Origin of the sequence: Pseudomonas sp. FP1740 (assembly GCF_030687165.1) — a bacterium.
GTDB lineage: Bacteria > Pseudomonadota > Gammaproteobacteria > Pseudomonadales > Pseudomonadaceae > Aquipseudomonas.
Map to the genome: position 1 here is coordinate 4,752,771 of NZ_CP117461.1, position 19,537 is coordinate 4,772,307.

Below are 19,537 nucleotides of genomic sequence, written 5' to 3' on the forward strand. Positions count from 1 at the left end.
CGATCTTTTTAATCAAGCGCTACACGGATTTCTGTCGGCCAGAAACTTCAGCAGCACCTCAGTGACAAACTCGGGGTTCTCCAGACTGGAGATATGCCCCGCCTCCGGCACCAGCACATACGGGCAACCGATCAACTCGGCCATTTCTCTGGTTTCCGATGGCGGTCGCGGTTTGTCCTGGTCGCCACACATCAACAGCGTGGTTTCAGGGTTCAGTTGAGCCAGGCGCGGCAACAAATCATCACGACTAAACGTGATCCGCCCCATCGGCACGATGCTTTCACGCAGCCGGTTGACTGGCAATGCAGCCAGCCTGGCGCGGAAATCCTGATACAAAGCCGACTGCGGATCGATGCCCGGACGGAAGAAGATCGGCACAATAATGTCGAGCAGTTGCGGCGAGATCTCACCGCTGTCTTCTATCTGTTTGAACAGCGAGAAGTAATACTGACGAGTCGGTGCCGGTTCGACACCAACGTAGGTGTCCATCAGCACCAACCCGTTGAGCCGCTGCGGCGCCGACAGTGCCAGGCGAACGCCCCACATGCCACCGACCGAAAGACCGACCAGCGTGACGCGATCGATGTCCAGATGATCGAGCAATGCCAGTGCCTGACGCGCCACGTCATCCAGCGACGTCATGCCCTCGGGCATCCGCCCGGACTCGCCATGGCCCCAGAGATCCAGGGCAATGACCCGATAGTGCTGCGACAGCGCCGCAATCTGCGGTGCCCACATGGCCTGGTCCCACAGGTAGCTCCCGGCCAGCAATACCGCCGGGCCTGTGCCTTGATCTATGTAGTGAAGCGCTTGTCCATCAACCGTTACGAAGGGCATCGACTGTCTCCCTGGTGAAATAGGATCCATTAAAAAACCACAGGAAGCCTGAGCCGCGTGGGCTCGGCAGTCAACCCGGGTTAAAGCCCCTCCAGCTCCGCCATCAGGTCATTCAACCGATCCACCTTCTCCTCGGTAATGTCGCTCGCCGCTAACCCGTCGATGTACTCGGCCAGTTCCGCCACCGTGCTGCACTCGAACATCGCCCGCAGCGGCACGTTGCGTTGCAGGGCTTTTTGTACCCGCGAGGCAATTTGCGTGGCCAGCAGCGAATGCCCACCAAGCTCGAAGAAGTTGTCACGCACGCCAACCTTCTCGACCTTCAACACTTCGGCCCAGATATCCGCCAAGGTCTGCTCCAGCTGATTGCCCGGCGCCTGATAGTCCTGACTCTGCAACTGGCCGATCTCCAGTGCCGGCAAGGCCTTGCGATCGAGTTTGCCGTTGGCGTTGAGCGGCAGCTTGTCGAGCCACAACCAGTGCAGCGGCACCATGTATTCCGGCAACTCGGCACGCAGGCGCTGCTTGATCCGCTCCAGTCGTTCGTTCGGATTGAGCGCCGAATCCGCTGCCACCAGATAGCCGACCAGATGCTTGCCGTTGACGCCCTCCTGCACCCCGACCGCCGCATCGCGGACTTCCGGCTGTTCATGCAGACGCGCCTCGATTTCACCCAGTTCGATGCGGTAACCGCGGATCTTCACTTGATGATCGATACGCCCGACGTATTCCAGCACGCCATCACTGCGCCGACGGGCCAGGTCACCGGTGCGATACAGGCGATCCCCAGGCGCACCGAACGGGTTCGGCACAAACACTTGCGCCGTGCGCAACGGATCGCTCACATAACCGCGACCGACCCCGGTGCCGGCCACGCACAACTCACCCACCGCCCCCAACGGCACCAGCTCCAGCGCGCCATCGAGCAGGTACAAACGGTTGTTGTCGGTCGGCGAACCGATCGGCAAATAGCTGCCACGGGTCGAAGCCAGGTCGATGCGGAAGAACGCCACATCGTCCGAGCATTCCGCCGGGCCATAAGCGTTCACCAGCCCCATCTGCGGGTAACGCAGCAACCATTGATGCGCCAGTTCCGGCGGCATCGCTTCACCGGTCGGCAACATCCAGCGCAGGCCATCGAGGCTCATGCAGTCCTGGGCGAGCATGCCCTGAATCAGCGACGGCACGCTTTCCAGCACGCTAATGCCCTGGCTCTGGACGTGGGCCAGCAAGCCTTGGGGATCATGGGCGATGCTGTTCGGCACGATGTCCACCCGAGCACCGAACAACAGCGCCGCGAGGAACTGCCAGACCGAAATATCGAAGCTTTGCGAAGCGGTCTGGGCGATCACATCGGCGTCGCTCAGCTTCAGGTACGGCACCTTGCTCAACTGGTTATTGAGCATGCCGCGCTGCTCGACCATCACGCCCTTAGGCAGGCCTGTGGAGCCCGAGGTGTAAATCACGTAGGCGAGGTTGTCCGGGGCACTGTAGACACCCGGATTGGCCACCGAAACGTCGCTCGCCTGCACGTCTTCCCAGACCAGCAATCGAGGCCGGTTGGCACAACCGAATTCCTCCAGCAGCGCGACGGCTTGGTCACGGCACGCCTGGGTGCAGACCAGCAACGGCGTGCGGCTCAGGTCAATGATCCGGCTCAGGCGCTGACTCGGCAGGCCCGGGTCCAGCGGCAAGTAACCGGCACCAGCCTTGAAGCTGCCGACGATCATGCCCAGCAGATCGAGATTACGCTCGGCGAGCAGCGCCACCGGTTGATCGAGGCCGACGCCTGCAGCGATCAAGGCATGGCCGAGACGGTTGCTGCGCTGGTTCAGCTCAACATAGCTGTGTTGCTGATCGAGACAACTGGCGGCAATCCGCTGCGGATGCCGGGCAACCTGCGCTTCGAACAATGAGACATAGCTCTGCTCCAGCGGATAGTCGTGTTGGCTCTGGTTGCAGCCATGGATCAGGAAGTCCTGTTCCTCGGCGCCCAACAGCGACAAATCGGCCATGTCACCGTGGAAGCCCTCGACCAGCGCCAGCAACAGGCGCTTGAACTCACCGAGCATGCGCTCGACGGTAGATTCGTCGAAGTAACGCTGGTCGTAGGACAGGTGCAAACCCAGGTCATCCCCCGGATAGCAGACCGCCGTCAACGGGAAGTTAGTGTGGGTGCGGCCCGAATCCGAGGTGGCGTTGAGGCTTTGCGCACGGTCCAGCACCGAGACTTCCACCGGGGCGTTTTCGAACACGAACAGGCTGTCGAACAGCGGCTGGCCTTTCGGCAGTTCGCTGGTTTCCTGGATGCTCACCAACGGCAGGTACTCGTACTCGCGCAGTTGCATGTTGCTGTCGAGCAAACCACTGAGCCACTGACGAACGCTGCAGCGCTGATCGTCCTCGGGCATTTTCACCCGCAGGGCGATGCTGTTGATGAACAGCCCGACTGTGCGTTGCATCTCTGGCATGTCCACCGGACGCCCGGCCACGGTGACGCCGAACAGCACGTCGCGCTCACCGCTCAGGCGACGCAGCACCAGCGCCCACGCCGCCTGGGCGAAGGTGTTGACGGTCAGCTGATAGGTCTGGGCCAGTTCGCGCAATTGCGCGCCGTCCCGGGCATCAAGCCTTGTGTAACGGTCGCCGACGATCATGCCGCCGCTGTCGCCGGCGTGTTCACGCAGGAACGGCCGGTCGCTCGGAATCGGCGTGGTGCGCTCGAAACCTTGCAGGTTCTGCCGCCACCACTGCCGCGCCTCGGTCAGGCTCTGGCGTTGCAGCCAGCCGATGTAATCGCGATAACGCGGCGGCACCGCCAGTTGCGCTTCGCGGCCTTCGCCGAGGGCGGTGTAGATTTCAAAGAAGTCGTTCATCAGCAGCGAACGGCACCAGGCATCGATGAGGATGTGATGGTTGCTCATCATGAACCAGTAGCGCGCCGCGCCCACGCGGATCAAGCGCAGGTGGAACGGCACCTGATTGAGCAGATCGAACCCGGCCTCGCGCTCGCTTTTCAGCAGCGCCTGCAACTTCGGCTCTTGCTCGGTTTCGGCAACCGCGCTCCAGTCCAGATACTCGATCGGCGTGCTGCCCGGCTTATGGATCACTTGCAGCATGTCTTCGCCGACGTTCCAGCAGAACGAGGCGCGCAAGGCTTCGTGACGGGCGATCACCGCTTGCCAGGCCAGGGCGAAACGCTCGGGGTCGAGCTCGCTGTTGATGCGGTAGCGGTCCTGCATGTAGTAGAGGCCGGTGCCCGGTTCGAGCAAGGTGTGCAGCAGCATGCCTTCCTGCATCGGGGTCAGCGGGTAGACGTCTTCGATCATCGCCGCCGGCACGGGCAGTGCATCGAGTTGCGGTTGAGTCAGTCTGGCCAACGGGAAGTCCGACGGCGTCAGGCCGCCCGCGTGGTCGCTCAGGCAGTGCTGGATCAGGCTGTGCAATTCATCCCGATACGCCTGCGCCAGGTCGGCGATGGTTTGCCGGTCGTGGCGTTCGGCGCTGAAGGTCCAGCGCAGCACCAGTTCACCACCGTACACCTGACTGTCGATGCTCAGTTCGTTGGGCAGCGGCGCATGCGGATCATGGGCCGCGCCGACCGGCTCATCGAGCGGACGGAACAGCGCATCGCTGCCGAAGCTCTGGTCGAACTGGCCAAGGTAGTTGAAGGTGATCGGCGCCACCGGCAGCGCGGCCATGGTCTGCCGACACAGGCCATCAGCCAGGTAACGCAGCACGCCATACCCCAGGCCTTTACGCGGCACCGCGCGCAGTTGCTCCTTGATCGCCTTGATCGACGCACCCTGTTCACTCACCGGCGTGAGGCGCAGTGGATAAGCACTGGTAAACCAGCCGACGGTGCGGGTCAGGTCGATGTCGTCGAACAGCATTTCGCGGCCGTGGCCTTCGAGTTGAATCAACGCCGACTCATGACCGCTCCAGCGGCACAACACACGGGCCAATGCAGTCAGCAGCAAATCGTTGACCTGGGTGCGATAGGCCGCCGGCGCCTGTTGCAACAGTTGGCGGGTGCGCTCGCTGTCGAGGCGCACGCTGACGGTTTGCGCGTGACGATTCTGCTGCCCGCCCTGCGGACGATCACACGGTAATTCAGCGCTTGGGCCGGCCAGTTGCGCCTGCCACCAGCTCAATTCTTCCCGCAAGGATTCGCTGCCGGCATAAGCCTGCAACCGTGCGGTCCAGTCCCTGAAGGCACTGGTTTTCGCTGGCAGTTTTACTGACTGCTCTGCGTCCAGTTGACGATAAACCGTTTGCAGATCGTCCAGCAGCACCCGCCACGACACCCCGTCCACCACCAAGTGGTGAATGGCAATGAACAGCCGTTGGTGCCCCTCGGGATCATCGACCAGCAGCGCCCGCATCAGCGGCCCTTGCTCAAGGTCGAGGCTGCGCTGGGCATCGGCGAACAGCGCCGCGCACGCGTCCAGGGTCGGCACTTGCACCTGCCATAGCACGGTAGCGTCGGAAACTGCCTGATGCTCGGCCTGCCAATGACCGGCGACTTCGGTGAAGCGCAGGCGCAAGGCATCGTGCTGTTCGATCACCGCCAACAGCGCTTGCTCCAGGCGATGCGGCTCCAGCGCCACGGTCGGTTCCAGCAGCAACGCCTGGTTCCAGTGTTGACGTTGTGGAATATCGGTATCGAAGAACCAGTGCTGGATCGGCGTCAGTCGCGATTCTCCAGTGAGCAGACCTTGCTCGGCAGTGACTTGCTCGGTGCGGGTCGCGACGGCAGCCAGGGTCTGCACCGTCTGGTGCTGGAACAGGTCGCGGGGGCTGAAGTGAATGCCCTGCTGCCGCGCACGGCTCACCACCTGGATCGACAGGATCGAATCGCCGCCCAGTTCGAAGAAGTTGTCGTTGAGGCCGACCTGTTGAACGTTGAGCACTTCACACCAGATGCCGGCCAGGGTCAGCTCTAGTTCGTTGCTCGGCGCCACGTACTGCTGACGATTCAACTCCGGGTCCGGTGCCGGCAGTGCGCGACGGTCGAGTTTGCCGTTGGCGGTCAGCGGCATGCTGGCCAGCAGGATCAAGTGCGTCGGCACCATGTAATCCGGCAACTGAGATTTGAGGTGCGCCTTCAACGCTTCGCGCAGTGCAGTTTGTTGCGCTTCATCCTGCTCGGCCACGTCTGTGACCAGATAGCCCACCAGTTGTTTGCCGCTCGGTGCATCGAGCGCCAGCACGACCGCTTCACGGATCGACTCATGTTCCAGCAGACGGGTTTCGATCTCGCCCAGTTCGATGCGGAAACCACGGATCTTCACTTGATGGTCGATACGGCCGAGGTACTCGACAAGGCCATCGGCGCGCTGACGGACAAGATCGCCGGTGCGGTACAAGCGTCCGCCGTTCGCGGCAAAAGGATCAGCGACAAACCGTTCGGCGGTCATCCCCGGACGCTGGTGATAACCCTGCGCCAGACCGGCGCCGCCGACATACAACTCGCCGGTCGCGCCTTGTGGCAGCAACGCCAGGTCGGCGTCGAGAACGTACGCCACCCGAGCGCCGATCACGCTGCCAATCGGCACACTGCCCAGCCCTTCTTCCAATTGCTCGGGGGCCAGGCTGGCGAGCGGCATGACCACAGTTTCGGTCGGGCCGTAAGCGTTGAAAAACAGGCTCGGTTTGAACGCCGCGCGAATCCGCTGCAAGTGTTCGCCGGTCAGGGCTTCGCCACCGGTGATGCACATGCGCACCGGCAGGGTTTCGCCCTGGGTCGCCAGCCATTGCGCCAACTGGCTGCCGTAGCTTGGGGTGAAGCCGAGGATGTTGATGTTATGGCGACGAATCAGCCCGCAGATTTCTTGCGCGTCCCACTGGCCTTGAGCGCGAAGGACCACCTGCGCACCACTCAATAGCGGCACCAGCAGACGCTCGGTCGCGGCATCGAAGTTGATCGAATAGAAGTGCAACTCGCAGTCATCGGGGCGCATGCCGAAACGCTCGATCACCGCGCGGCAATGCATGGCGATTTCGCCGTGGGACACCACCACGCCTTTCGGTTTTCCGGTCGAGCCCGAGGTGTAAATCAGGTACGCCTGATGCTGCGGCAAGCTGATAAACGGCAGCTCGCTGGCCGGGTAATTGGCCAGGTCCGCGGCATCGTCTTCCAGGCACCAACGACCGACGCTGGCCGGCAACTCACCGAGTGCCGCGAACATCGCCGCATCGCTGAGCAACAAACCGATGCCGCTGTCTTCGATCATGTAGTGCAGGCGATCCAGCGGGTATTCCGGGTCCAGCGGCACATAGGCGCCGCCCGCCTTGAGGATTGCCAGCAAGCCGATGACCATCTCCAGCGAACGTTCCAACGCCAAGCCGACCCGCACTTGCGGCCCGACACCGCGCTCACGGAGCATCCAGGCCAGACGATTGGCGCGGCTGTCGAGCTCGGCGTAGCTCAGGGTTTGCCCGGCGAACGTCAGCGCCGGTGCGCCCATGCGCACCAGCGCCTGCTCAGCGAACAGCTGGTGGATGCATTGATCGAGGCGATGCTCACCCGGCTCGATGCCGAGGCTGTCGAGCAGGTTTTGCTGTTCAGTGGCGTCGAGCAATGGCAGCTCACTCAAGCGCTGTTGCGGATCGGCCAGCAACGCTTCCAGCAGGTTGCGCCAGTGCCCGGCCATGCGCGCAATGCGCGGCTCATCGAACAGATCGGTGCTGTAAGTCAGGCAGCAACCGAGGCGATGGTCGAGGTCGGTGACTTCCAGGTTGAGGTCGAACTTGGTCGCGCGCGCATCGTTGGCCAGGTACTCGACGGTCATCCCGGCCAGGGTGCGGCGCTGCTGGAATTCCCAGCGCTGCACGTTGCACATCACCTGGAACAGCGGGTTGTACGCGGCGCTGCGCGGTGGCTGCAAGGCTTCGACCAAGTGATCGAACGGCAGGTCCTGATGGGACTGGCCTTCGATCACCGTGTGGCGAACCTGCTCGAACAACTCGCCGACAGACATCTGCCCGTCGAGCTGGCAACGCAGCACTTGGGTGTTGAGGAACGCGCCGATCAGCCCTTCGCTTTCCGGGCGGATGCGGTTGGCCACCGGCGCACCGATGCGCAGGTCGGTCTGGCCGCTGTAGCGGTAAAGCAGCACGGCCAGGGCGGCGGTCATGGTCATGAACAGGGTCAGGCCGTTGTCTGCGTTGAAGGCACGAACCCGCGCCGCGAGGTCATCGCTGAGGTCGAAGCGGAACAGTTCGCCCTGATGACTTTGCACCGGCGGACGCGGACGATCAGCCGGCAATTCCAGCAGCGGATGTTCACGGCCCAGTTGCGCGGTCCAGTAATCGAGCTGGCGCTGACGTTCGCCGGATTCCAGCCACTGACGCTGCCACACGCTGTAATCCAGGTACTGCACCGGCAAGGGTTGCAGTGGCGATTCGCGGTCATCGACGAAGGCTTCGTAGAGCGCGCTGAGTTCCCGGGCGAAGATGTCCATCGCCCAGCCTTCGGTGACGATGTGGTGCAGGGTCAGCACCAGGTAATGTTCCTGCTCGGCGGTCTTGACCAGGCAGGCGCGCAGCAACGGTCCGGTTTCCAGATCGAAAGGCGTGTGCGCCTCGCTGTCGGCCAGTTGCTGGACTCGCTGCTCACGGGTATCGGCCGCCAGCGCGGAGAAATCCTTCCAGTCCATGCGCATACCGGTGTCTGGATGCACCTGTTGCCGGGCCACGCCGTCGACGCTCGGGAATGTCGTGCGCAGGGTTTCGTGACGCATGACCAGCGCTTGCAGCGCCGCTTCGAAACGCCCGACATCCAGCACGCCGCGCAACCGCGCCATGCCGCCGACGTTGTAGGCCGGGCTGTCCGGTTCCATCTGCCAGAGGAACCACATGCGTTGCTGGGAGTAGGACAACGGCACCGGTTGACGGCGGTCGACCTTCTCGATCGGAGGCTGCCGGTTGGTTTTGCCGCTGGCCTGGATCAAGCGAACCTGTTCGGCAAACGCGCCCAGCTCACTGGCCTCGAACAGCGCCCGCAGCGGTAACTCGACGTCGCAGGCCTGGCGGGTGCGGGAGATGATTTGCGTGGCCAGCAGCGAGTGGCCGCCAAGGGCGAAGAAGTCGTCGCGCAGACCGATCTGCGCTTGGCCCAACACTTCGCGCCAGATGTCAGCGATTTGTTGCTCAAGCGCCGTGACCGGTTCGACGTGCTCGCGGACGTGCCACTGAGGTTCCGGCAAGGCGCGGCGATCGAGTTTGCCGCTCGGGCTCAGGGGCATTTGGTCCAGACGCATCAGTTGCGCCGGGACCATGTATTCCGGCAACTCGGCGGCCAGCGTAGCTGTCAGGCGTGCGGTTTGAGTGTCGAGGTCTTCAGTGGAATCAGTGGCGGTGTAGTAACCGATCAACTGCCCGCCGACCGCTGTTTCGCGCACCAGCACCACCGCTTGGGCGACGCCGGATTGTGCCAACAGCCGCGCTTCGATCTCTTGCGGCTCGACACGAAAGCCACGCAGTTTGACCTGCTGATCGAGACGACCGAAGTATTCGATTACGCCATCGGCGGTCCAGCGCGCACGGTCGCCGGTGCGGTACAGACGCGCGCCCTGCTCGCCCAGTGGATCGACCACGAAACGCTCAGCGGTCAGCCCCGGACGGCCCAGATAGCCCCGAGCCAAACCGATACCGCTGATGCACAGTTCACCCGGCACGCCGGCCGGCACCGGGTTGAGGTCACTGTCGAGCACCCGGCACAGCACGTTGCCCAATGGCCGGCCAATCGGCGAGCGCTCGCCATCGGCGGTTGTGCAGTGCCAGTGGGTGACGTTGATCGCGGTTTCGGTCGGGCCGTAGCGGTTGTGCAGTTGCACCGCCGGCAGTTGCGTCAGCACGCGGTTGCGCAGTTCGACGGGCAAGGCTTCGCCGCCGGAAAACACCCGGCGCAGGCTGGTGCATTCGGCGGTCAGCGGTTCGTCGATGAACAACGCCAACAAGGGCGGCACAAAGTGCAGCGTGGTCACACCGTATTGCTGAACCAGTTGTGCGATGCGGTGTGGATCGCGGTGTTCGCCGGAACCAGCGATCAGCAAACGGCACCCGGTGATCAGCGGCCAGAAACACTCCCACACCGACACGTCAAAACTGATCGGGGCTTTTTGCATCAGCACGTCGGTATCGTTCAGGCGATAAGTGCTCTGCATCCATTGCAGACGTTCAGCGAGCGCTGCGTGAGTGTTGCCAACGCCCTTGGGCTGGCCGGTGGAACCCGAGGTATAAATCACGTAGGCCAGGTTGTCGCCGTGCAGGTGCAAACCCGGTGCATGGCTTGGCCAGTTCTCCAGGTGCAGGGCGTCCATGGCAATCACGCAGACGCCATCAGTCGCCGGCAAGCAGTCGAGCAATTCGGTTTGGGTCAGCAGCAACTCGACGCCACTGTCGCGGAGCATGTAGGCCAGGCGCTCGGTCGGGTAATCAGGGTCGAGCGGCACATAAGCGCCACCGGCCTTGATGATCGCCAGCAAGCCGATCAGCAACTGCGGCGAACGCTCGGCGGCGATGGCCACGCACACGTCCGGGCCGACGCCTTTGTCGCGCAGATAATGCGCCAAGCGGTTGGCCTGAGTATGCAGTTCGGCGAAGTCCAGGCTGCCGCCGTCCCACAGCAACGCGGTGCGCTCCGAGGTCTGGCGCAGTTGTTCGTTGAGCAGTTCCGGCAACCACTGCTGCGCCGGGTTGCAGGGGGCAACGCTCCAGTCATTTTGCTGAGCGTGTTCGGCGGCGGTCAGCAGTTGCAGGTCGCCAATCGCTTGTTGCGGACGCTCGCAGATGGCTCGCAGCAGATTGCTGAAATGCTCGGCCAGACGCTCGATGGTCGGCGCGTCAAACAGTTCGCAGGCGTAGTCGAACGACAGGCTCAAGCGTCCGTTGCGGTCTTCTTCGCTGTGCAGTTGCAGGTCGAACTTGGCTTCGCGGCTGTGCCACGGCAGCTCTTCGGCGAGCAGCCCCGGCAGACGACGCAGAGCGCCGAGATCCCGTTGCTGATGGTTGAACATGACCTGGAACAGTCCTTGTTCACGGGCCTGCGGGAAAGCTTCGAGCAGTTGTTCGAACGGCAGGTCCTGATGCGCTTGCGCCTCCAATGAGGCTTGCCGGGTTTGCGCCAGCAACTCCACGAATGGCAGTCGCGAGTCCACTTCGGCACGCAACACTTGGGTGTTGATGAAGAAGCCGATCAACCCTTGGGTTTCCAGACGTGGACGGTTGGCATTCGGCACGCCGATGCGGATGTCGCGCTGACCACTGTAGCGATGCAGCAGGCTCTGGAATGCCGCGAGCAACAGCATGAACGGCGTCGACTCATGAGCTAGGGCGGTCTGGCGAATCGCGTTGCTCAGGCTCGCGTCCAACCGCAGCGTGTGGCGGGCGGCGCTGTAAGTGTGCTGCGCCGAACGTGGGTGGTCGGTGCCCAGGCTCAGGGTCGGATGCTCATCACCCAACTGCTCTTTCCAGTAAGCGAGTTGCCGTTCGCCCTCCCCTTGCGCCAGCCACTGGCGCTGCCAACTGCCGTAGTCAGCGTATTGGGTCGGCAAGGCCGGGAGGCTGGCGGTCTGGCCTTGAGAGGCTGCCGCATACAGGCGCGAGAATTCGTCGATCAGCACGTTCAGCGACCAGCCGTCGGCGATGATGTGGTGCATCGTCACCAGCAGTTGATGATCCTCATCATCGAGGCGCACCAGGGTCACCCACAGCAGCGGGCCGTTCTCCAGGTCGAACCGGGTGCGGGCTTCGTCCTCGCGGATTTGTTGCGCGCGGACTTCACGCTCGGCGGCCGGCACATCGTTGATGTCGATCACTCGAAGATTGAACTCACCGGCAGCATCGACCCGTTGCAGGGCCACACCGTCGCGCTCGAAAAACCGCGTGCGCAGGGATTCGTGACGTTCGATCAGTTGCTGGAAACTGGCGCGCAAGGCGTCTTCGTCCAGTTCGCCGCGCAGGCGCAAGGCGCCGGGAATGTTGTAGGCGCTGCTCTGCGGGTCGAGTTGCCAGGTGATCCACAAACGGTTTTGCGCCAGGGATTGCGGCATGGCTTCATTGCGCGACAGCTGAGTGATCGCGCCTTGGGCGAGGCCACCATCCTGTTGTTGCCGGGCGACGGCGGCGGCGAACGCGCCGAGGGTCGGCGCTTCGAATAACAGACGCAGATTCAGCTCCAGACCCAACGTTTCACGTAGTCGAGCGACCACTTGAGTAGCGGCGATGGAGTTGCCGCCGAGCAGGAAGAAGTGATCGTCGGCGTTGACTTGCTTGACCTGCAATTGCTCGCACCAGATCTGGCCGATCAGGGTTTGCAGTTCGGAACCCGACTCGCTGCAGCCTTCACTTTCGTTCGCTGCCAACGGGAAAACCGCATAGCTGTCGAGGCTGCCATCGGCCAGGCGATTGCGGCAGGCCGAACGTTGCAACTTACCGCTGGAGGTCTTGGGCAGCGCCCCCGGATTGAGCAAAACCACCACGCTCGGCGCCTCCTGATACGCCTCGGCCACCGCTTGGCGGATGGCTTTGATCAGCGCCTCGGGCGACAGGATTTTCTGCACGCTGCGGCTGATTTCCGCGGCGACGCCGATACCTTCCTGTCCCTCGAGATTGACCGCGAACGCGGCCACACGCCCCTTGCGCACCACCTCCACTTCGCACTCGATGGTCTGCTCGATGTCCTGCGGATAGAGGTTGTGACCACGAACGATCAGCATGTCTTTCAGGCGCCCGGTGATGAACAGTTCACCGTCACGCAAAAAGCCCAGGTCGCCGGTGCGCAACCAGGTGCGGCCCGCATGCTGGACGAAGGTCTTGGCCGTGGCTTCAGGGTTGCGCCAGTAGCCATGGGCGATGCTCGGCCCGGCGGCCCAGACTTCACCGACCGCATTGTCGGCGAGTTCTTCGAGCGATACCGAATCGACAATCAGCACCGCGTGATCCGGCTGGCTGATGCCGCAACTCATGACCGGACTGCCGTCGCCCGGTTCGGCGCGGTTTTGCGCCAAGGCCTGATCATCCACGCGCAATGCCGGAATGCCCCGACCGCGCGGAGTGCCGGCAACGAACAGCGTGGCTTCCGCGAGACCGTAAGAGGCCATGAAGCTGTCTGGCGTAAAACCACAGGCCGCGAATTTCTCGGCGAAGCGTTCCAGGGTGTCGAGGCGAATCGGTTCGGAACCGGAATACGCCACGCGCCAGCCGCTCAAATCAAGGCGTTCCAGAGCCGATTCGCTGACGCGCTCGCTGCACAGTCGATAGGCGAAGTCCGGCCCGCCGCTGATGGTGCCGCCGTATTCGCTGATCGCTTCCAGCCAGCGCAACGGGCGACCGAGGAAGTACGCCGGCGACATCAACACGCACGGCACACCACTGAAAATCGGCTGCAGCAAACCACCGATCAGGCCCATGTCGTGGTACAGCGGCAGCCAGCTGACAATCACGTCATCAGGATTGAGGTCGATGCCAAAGCCGTGACGAATCAATCGTTCGTTGGCCACCAGGTTGCCGTGGCTGACTTGCACACCTTTAGGCAACGCGGTGGAGCCGGAGGTGTATTGCAGGAAAGCGATGTGCTCGCCTTGCAGGTCCGGCGCAACCCAATGTTCAGCCAGGGCGCTGTCGAGGGTGTCGACACACAGCAGCCGCGGCGCCCCGTTGATTTGCAGCAAGGCGTCGCGCAGGTCGGCGCTGGTCAACAGCAGGCGCGGCTCGGCATCGCTGATGATCGACAGCAGGCGCTCTTGATGATGACGGCGGGTCGATTCCGGCGGATAGGCCGGCACCGCGATCACCCCGGCGTACAGGCAACCAAAGAACGCCGCGACGTAATCCGGACCGCTGGGAAACAACAGCACCGCGCGATCACCGAACGACGCCTGGGCCTGCAACGCGCCGGCAATGGTGCGCGCCCGTTGGTCCAGCTCACGATAACTGAGCACCACAGCCTGATCCTGGGTTTCGGCGAGAAAACGCAAGGCCACCCGGTCCGGCGTCAGGGCCGCGCGGCGCTGGAGGGCTTGGACCAGTGTGCTGGGGAGTTCGAACGCGTCGGTCATGAGGTTTCCTGCCTGAATTCGGCTTGCAAGTGGAATCGGTTTTCATATTTCACGCCCGTTCACGGGCATGCAGGACGCGGTCTTCGCCGACCGCGCAAGGCTTGGGAATGCTGTTTTGGCCGGGGTTTGCGCCCGCAGCCATTCACCAATGAGAACGGATGAGGTCTTGGAATAATTAGTCGCCGGGCTTGAGCGCCGGCAGGCTTGTGGCCGGTGGGTGAGTCAGTGTGTCGCCCTTCTCACTGCGCACCTTAACGGAGCATTAATTCTCTTTCTCAATTGACAATCATTATCATTCAACATAATTTGTCGCTCGATATGTAGGACGGCTCCGCCCCCCCTTGTCGTCCCACAACCCTATTTGCAGCAAGGTGATTTCCAATGACGGAACAAGTATCCACAAGCAGGTGCGATTCACCGCTACTTCAGGCCTTCGTCGACAACCGACTGATTCTGGTCAAGATCGCCGCCCGCATTACCGGCTGCCGATCCCGCGCCGAAGACGTGGTGCAGGATGCGTTCTTCCGGTTGCAATCGGCGCCGCAGATCACCTCGTCCATCAAGGCGCAGCTCAGTTACCTGTTCCAGATCGTGCGCAACCTGGCGATCGATCACTACCGCAAGCAGGCGCTGGAGCAGAAGTATTCGGGCCCGGAAGAGGAAGGCCTGAACGTGGTGATCCAGGGCGCTTCGCCGGAAACCTCGCACATGAATTTCTCGACCCTGGAAAACATTGCCGATGCACTGACAGAGTTGCCCAGCCGCACCCGCTACGCCTTCGAGATGTACCGCCTGCACGGCGTGCCGCAAAAAGACATCGCCAAGGAACTGGGCGTCTCGCCGACCCTGGTGAACTTCATGATTCGTGATGCGCTGGTGCATTGCCGCAAGGTGTCGGGCAATCGTGCGGACACCTTCGCTCGTCGTTAAAAGCTTCGCGGGCAAGCCTCGCTCCACAGGGAATATTGCCTGTCACTGTAGGAGCGAGCGGTGCGGCGATCCGACTTGCCCGCGAAGACTGACTCAAGCCAACGAACACCGATCAAAAAACCGCTCACGCCCCAGCACCATCAGCGCCGCGCGCTTGTGCGGGAAGTCGAACTCTTTCTCGCAGTGAAAACACTGATTATGCAGATGCCCGATCATCTTCGCGTTGTCGGCGCGAGGTTCGGCGACCACCCGTTGAGTGCGCGGATCATCGAGAAACAGGTAGTGCACCAGCGCCGATAGCCAACTCGCCACCTTGTGCGGGCCACGGTGATCTTCCTCACCCACCAGCATGTGAATGCCACGGTCGTAATCGCCGGCGTCATAGAACGGCGCAATGCGATCTTCCTTGGCCCAGTAGGCTTCAAAGTAGGCAAACGGCTGATCATCGAAGCAACCGATCAGGGTCAAGGTGTGCGGGTCGGCTTCGAGCTTGCCGAGGTATTCCCGATGCTTCTCGAGGCTGCCCTCCTCCTGCCAGAAACTCGCGACCCGCGGGTTGTTCTGCCAACGATTGAAACGCGCCAGATCCTGCTCGATTTCCAGCGTACGCAGGGAAACCCATGCACCGAGCCGCGCATCGAAGCGCCGATAGACCTCACCACGGGGTTTCACCGCACGCTGGGGGTGGCGCTTGCCGTCACTGATGACCATCTGCTGTGGATAGCTACCGGTCAACGACTCACCCAGCCAAGGCTGAGGCAATTGCCAGAACAGCGTGCGTTCACAGCGATATTGACCGTTGACGTCGGTCGCGATCAGCAACCCGCTGAGCAAGGCTTCGGTGGGCACTTGATCGAGGTGCCAGGTCAGACGCTGACACTGCGCATCACGGGCAAACAGCCAATAACAGGCCGCCCAGAATGCTTGACCGTCAGGACGGCCAAAGCGCTCCTCCAGCCGCAGATGCAACTCGGGCTCGCGGATCAGCCGCAGTTCGATCAGCGGCTGCCCTTCCAGGCTGAGGCTCAGGCGACTTGCGGTTTCATCGGCTACAAGACGGTTGCCTGACGGCAAGGCCAGGGCGGTCAGGTCATTCAGATTGGACATGGGGCGGGCTCACGGTAATCGTCGACAGTTCAACGATGTGACGTGAGCCGGGGCAGAAAATTTAAGCGCCGTCGCCAAATACGCGCCCCATGGCGCGATTCAGTGCTTGCCCACCGGCACCAGGGCAATTTTGTAGGGATCGAAAATCTTCAGCATCTGGCCGTTGTTTCGCAGGCCTTGCAGCAACTTGCCGAATGCTTCCCCCGTAATCGGCGCCTCTGGACGAATCAGCGCGTAATGGTGATAGACCTGATCGATGCGTTGCGACACCAGCAACTGCTCGCCGACTTTTTCGTTGCGCAGCAGGTAATCGCTCAGATAAGAGCGTGTCACCAGGGCAATGTCCGCTCGCCCGCGCAGCACCATCAGCAGGTTGCTGTCGTGGGAATAGGTCAACGTGGCCTTGTAAGTGTCGGCCAGATACTTGGGATCGGCATTGAAATTGGCAAACTCGTAGTGATAGCCGCTGTACAGCGCCAGCCGCTTGCCCGTCAGGTCCTTGAAGTAACTCTCATCGCGACCGGGTTGCTTCTGCGCGACAAAGATTTCTGCATCTTCCAGGTCCATGTCAACGAGGGTATGCGGGATGTCCTTCCAGCCCCAGTCCGGGTTCTCGAAAATCGCCATATCGACCCGGCCTTCCTTGAAGTCGTTGAAACGCCTGGGAATCGAGGTGGGCACCAGCACAAACTGATAATCGGTTTGCAGCTGATTCAACGCTTCCACCAGTTGCGGCAGCAGACCGGTGTCGGCACCGGACTCCGGGCGCACGGTATAGGGTGGAAAATGGGCGGCCCCGACCCGCACCTGCTGCGCGGCCTGAGATGGCAACACCCAGCACACTACAAGCGCCGCCAGCAAAAGCCGCGACGCCATTCGAATTGATGAAGACATCAAAACAGCACACTCCCCAAAAAAAATACTCACCAATGCATACAAACTAGGCGGTTTCGTCAACTTAGCCAGTTTCTTGCCGAGATAGACGGCTCTTACCGTTCTTCAAGCACCAAAATCAGCGCTTCATCGGCCAATTGATCGAGGTTCATACTGCCACCGGGGCGAAACCAGGTGGTGGTCCAGGATAGCGCGCCCGTCAGGAAGCGGCGGGTGATGAACACGTCGCCCCGGATAAAACCGGCGTCCTTGGCTTCTCCCAGCACCTGCAGCCAGATGGCTTCATAAATATCGCGCAGCGCCAGAACCTGCGCCTGGCCTTGCTCGGACAGCGAACGCCACTCATATACCAGCACCGCCATGGCCTCGCCACTGCCGCCCATGATCGACTGCAATTCGCAGCGAATCAGCGCCAGCACCCGCTCGCGCACATTGCCGGCCTCGGCCAGCGCTGCACGCATCAACGCGGTGTTGTAGCGAATGGTCTCCTCCATCACTGCCCGCAGGATCTCGTCCTTGCTTTTGAAGTGATGAAAAATGCTGCCTGACTGAATGCCCACCGCACTGGCCAGGTCACGCACGGTGGTGCGTTCATAACCTTTGTTGCGAAACAGGTGAGCGGCCACTTGCAGCAGTTTGCCGCGGGCGCTGTCGGGGTCGGTCAATTGGCCGCTGTCAACCAATTCGCGCATCACCCTCAGGGCTTTTTGCTCGTCCACCCGTTCTCTCCTACAGTCGATCAATCAAATGCGCCGCTGCCCGTTAAAACAGTAGGGTTGCGCGGGCAATTTAAGCTGGCGGGGGCGACCAAGCAAGCGCTCGGGAAGAAGATAATCAAGGCGTTTACAAACCAAGCGCTTGCTTGGTAGTCTCGAAGCACTTCTGTCGCAGGTGGCTATGGAGTTGACTGTGCCTAAAACAATTCGCATCGGTTGTGCCAGTGCATTCTGGGGCGACACCTCGACCGCCGCCGCACAGTTGGTGGAGGGCGGCCGCCTGGACTATCTGGTGTTCGATTATCTGGCTGAAATAACAATGTCGATCATGGCCGGGGCGCGGATGAAAGATCCCGCCACCGGCTACGCCAGCGACTTCATCGAAGTCCTCAGCCCCCTCCTTGAGCAGCTCGCGAAACAACAGATCCGGGTGATCAGCAATGCCGGCGGAGTTAATCCACAGGCCTGCGCCGCTGCCCTGCAAGCGGCCTGCGACAAGGCCGGGGTGGCGCTGAAAATCGCCGTGCTGTCGGGTGACGACCTGCAACCGCAGTTCAAACACCTGAGCAGTCTTGGTATCCATGAGATGTTCAGTGGCGTGCCCCTGCCGCCGATGTGCGTGTCGACCAACGCCTACCTCGGTGCACCGGGCATCGTCGAAGCCCTGCGCCTGGACGCCGACATTGTGATCACCGGGCGCGTGGTCGACAGCGCCGTGGTCAGCGCCGCGCTGGTGCATGAGTTTGGCTGGTCGTGGCACGACTACGACAAACTCGCCCAAGCCGCATTGGCCGGGCATCTGATCGAATGTGGCGCCCAGTGCACCGGCGGTAATTTCACCGATTGGCACGACGTGCCCGACTACGAACACATCGGTTTTCCGATCGTCGAAGTCGGTGCCGACAGCCAGTTCATCGTCAGCAAACCCGACGGCTCCGGCGGCCTGGTCACGCCCCTGACGGTAGGCGAGCAGATGCTCTATGAAATCGGCGATCCGCAGGCCTATTTGCTGCCCGATGTGGTGTGCGATTTCAGCCAGGTCAAACTTGTGCAACAAGGCAAAAACGCGGTTCAGGTGCATGGCGCGAAAGGCTTGCCGCCGACCGCTCAGTACAAGGTCAGCGCAACGTACCCGGACGGTTTCCGCTGCACCGCCAGTTGCCTGATCGCCGGGATCGATGCCGTGGCCAAGGCCCGACGGGTCAGCCAGGCAATCATCAACAAGACCTCGGAAATGTTCAGCCAGCGCGGTTGGGCGCCTTACAGCGAGGTGAACATCGAACTGCTGGGCAGCGAGGCCACTTACGGCCCCCACGGCCAGCGCCAGGACAGCCGTGAGGTGGTGATCAAACTCGCCGTGCGCCATCCAAGCAAACAGGCCTTGATTCTGTTCTCCCGGGAAATCGCTCAGGCTGCCACCGGTATGGCGCCCGGGCTGACGGGAATCGTCGGCGGACGGCCGACGGTGTATCCGTTGATCCGGCTGTTTTCGTTCCTGATCGACAAAACCGCCTGCGCCTTGGATATCGATCTTGCCGGTGAGCGCCATCCATGCGCCCTGCCCGCCCTCGATACGCTCGACCCGGCGGACTTGCCACTACCGTTCGATCCGCCCCAACCCGCAGAACGCGCCGACGCCAGCGTGGCCTTGATCAAACTCGCCGTGGCGCGCTCTGGCGACAAGGGTAACCACAGCAACATCGGCGTCATGGCCCGCCACCCCGACTACCTGCCGTGGATCGCCGAAGCACTGACACCCGAGGTGATGGTCGACTGGATGAGCCATGTCCTCGACCCGATTCACGGACGCGTCGAACGCTGGTATTTACCCGGCACTCAGAGCTTTAATTTTCTTCTGGAAAACGCACTCGGCGGCGGTGGCGTGGCCAGCCTGCGGATCGATCCGCAGGGCAAGGCGTTCGCCCAACAACTGTTGGAAATCCAGATTCCGGTGCCCCAGCGCATCGCCGATCAGTTCAATTAGAGGAC

General features: G+C 62.0%; 7 protein-coding genes. 2 read left to right on the top strand and 5 right to left on the bottom strand.

Annotation, left to right across the window (positions count from 1 at the left end; translation table 11 throughout):
* Positions 1-12: 12 nt before the first annotated feature.
* Complete coding sequence (locus PSH69_RS21190) at positions 13-837, bottom strand: alpha/beta fold hydrolase (protein ID WP_305409722.1); 825 nt, start codon at positions 835-837, stop codon at positions 13-15.
* Positions 838-917: 80 nt separating this feature from the next.
* Positions 918-13,901 carry a non-ribosomal peptide synthetase gene (locus tag PSH69_RS21195; protein WP_305409723.1) on the bottom strand — a complete coding sequence of 4,328 codons (12,984 nt, stop codon included), beginning with the start codon at positions 13,899-13,901 and terminating at the stop codon, positions 918-920.
* A 381-nt stretch (positions 13,902-14,282) separates the two neighbouring features.
* Here PSH69_RS21195 and PSH69_RS21200 point away from each other — a divergent pair, with 381 nt between their 5' ends.
* Positions 14,283-14,831 carry an RNA polymerase factor sigma-70 gene (locus PSH69_RS21200; protein WP_007894994.1) on the top strand — a complete coding sequence of 183 codons (549 nt, stop codon included), beginning with the start codon at positions 14,283-14,285 and terminating at the stop codon, positions 14,829-14,831.
* Positions 14,832-14,924: 93 nt separating this feature from the next.
* Here PSH69_RS21200 and PSH69_RS21205 read toward each other — a convergent pair whose 3' ends face one another.
* The 3 genes from PSH69_RS21205 to PSH69_RS21215 form a co-directional block, all read right to left on the bottom strand.
* Positions 14,925-15,938, bottom strand: coding sequence for a GNAT family N-acetyltransferase (locus PSH69_RS21205; RefSeq protein WP_305409724.1), 1,014 nt, complete (start codon positions 15,936-15,938; stop codon positions 14,925-14,927).
* A 99-nt stretch (positions 15,939-16,037) separates the two neighbouring features.
* The gene (locus PSH69_RS21210) at positions 16,038-16,832 is read right to left on the bottom strand and encodes an ABC transporter substrate-binding protein (RefSeq protein ID WP_026345972.1); all 795 of its coding nucleotides are present in this window, start codon (positions 16,830-16,832) and stop codon (positions 16,038-16,040) included.
* A gap of 95 nt (positions 16,833-16,927) precedes the next feature.
* Positions 16,928-17,551, bottom strand: a complete 624-nt coding sequence (locus PSH69_RS21215; protein WP_305409725.1) for a TetR/AcrR family transcriptional regulator — start codon at positions 17,549-17,551, stop codon at positions 16,928-16,930.
* Between the two features lie 190 nt (positions 17,552-17,741).
* Between PSH69_RS21215 and PSH69_RS21220 the strand changes: the two genes are divergently transcribed.
* Complete coding sequence (locus PSH69_RS21220) at positions 17,742-19,532, top strand: acyclic terpene utilization AtuA family protein (protein WP_305409726.1); 1,791 nt, start codon at positions 17,742-17,744, stop codon at positions 19,530-19,532.
* The last annotated feature ends 5 nt before the right edge of the window (positions 19,533-19,537 follow it).

What these genes read in the sequence shown, in the direction of transcription:
- PSH69_RS21190 (WP_305409722.1), bottom strand. Translation starts at nt 837, where the DNA reads ATGCCCTTCGTAACGGTTGATGGACAAGCGCTTCACTACATAGATCAA.
- PSH69_RS21210 (WP_026345972.1), bottom strand. Translation starts at nt 16,832, where the DNA reads ATGTCTTCATCAATTCGAATGGCGTCGCGGCTTTTGCTGGCGGCGCTT.
- PSH69_RS21205 (WP_305409724.1), bottom strand. Translation starts at nt 15,938, where the DNA reads ATGTCCAATCTGAATGACCTGACCGCCCTGGCCTTGCCGTCAGGCAAC.
- PSH69_RS21195 (WP_305409723.1), bottom strand. Translation starts at nt 13,901, where the DNA reads ATGACCGACGCGTTCGAACTCCCCAGCACACTGGTCCAAGCCCTCCAG.
- PSH69_RS21200 (WP_007894994.1), top strand. Translation starts at nt 14,283, where the DNA reads ATGACGGAACAAGTATCCACAAGCAGGTGCGATTCACCGCTACTTCAG.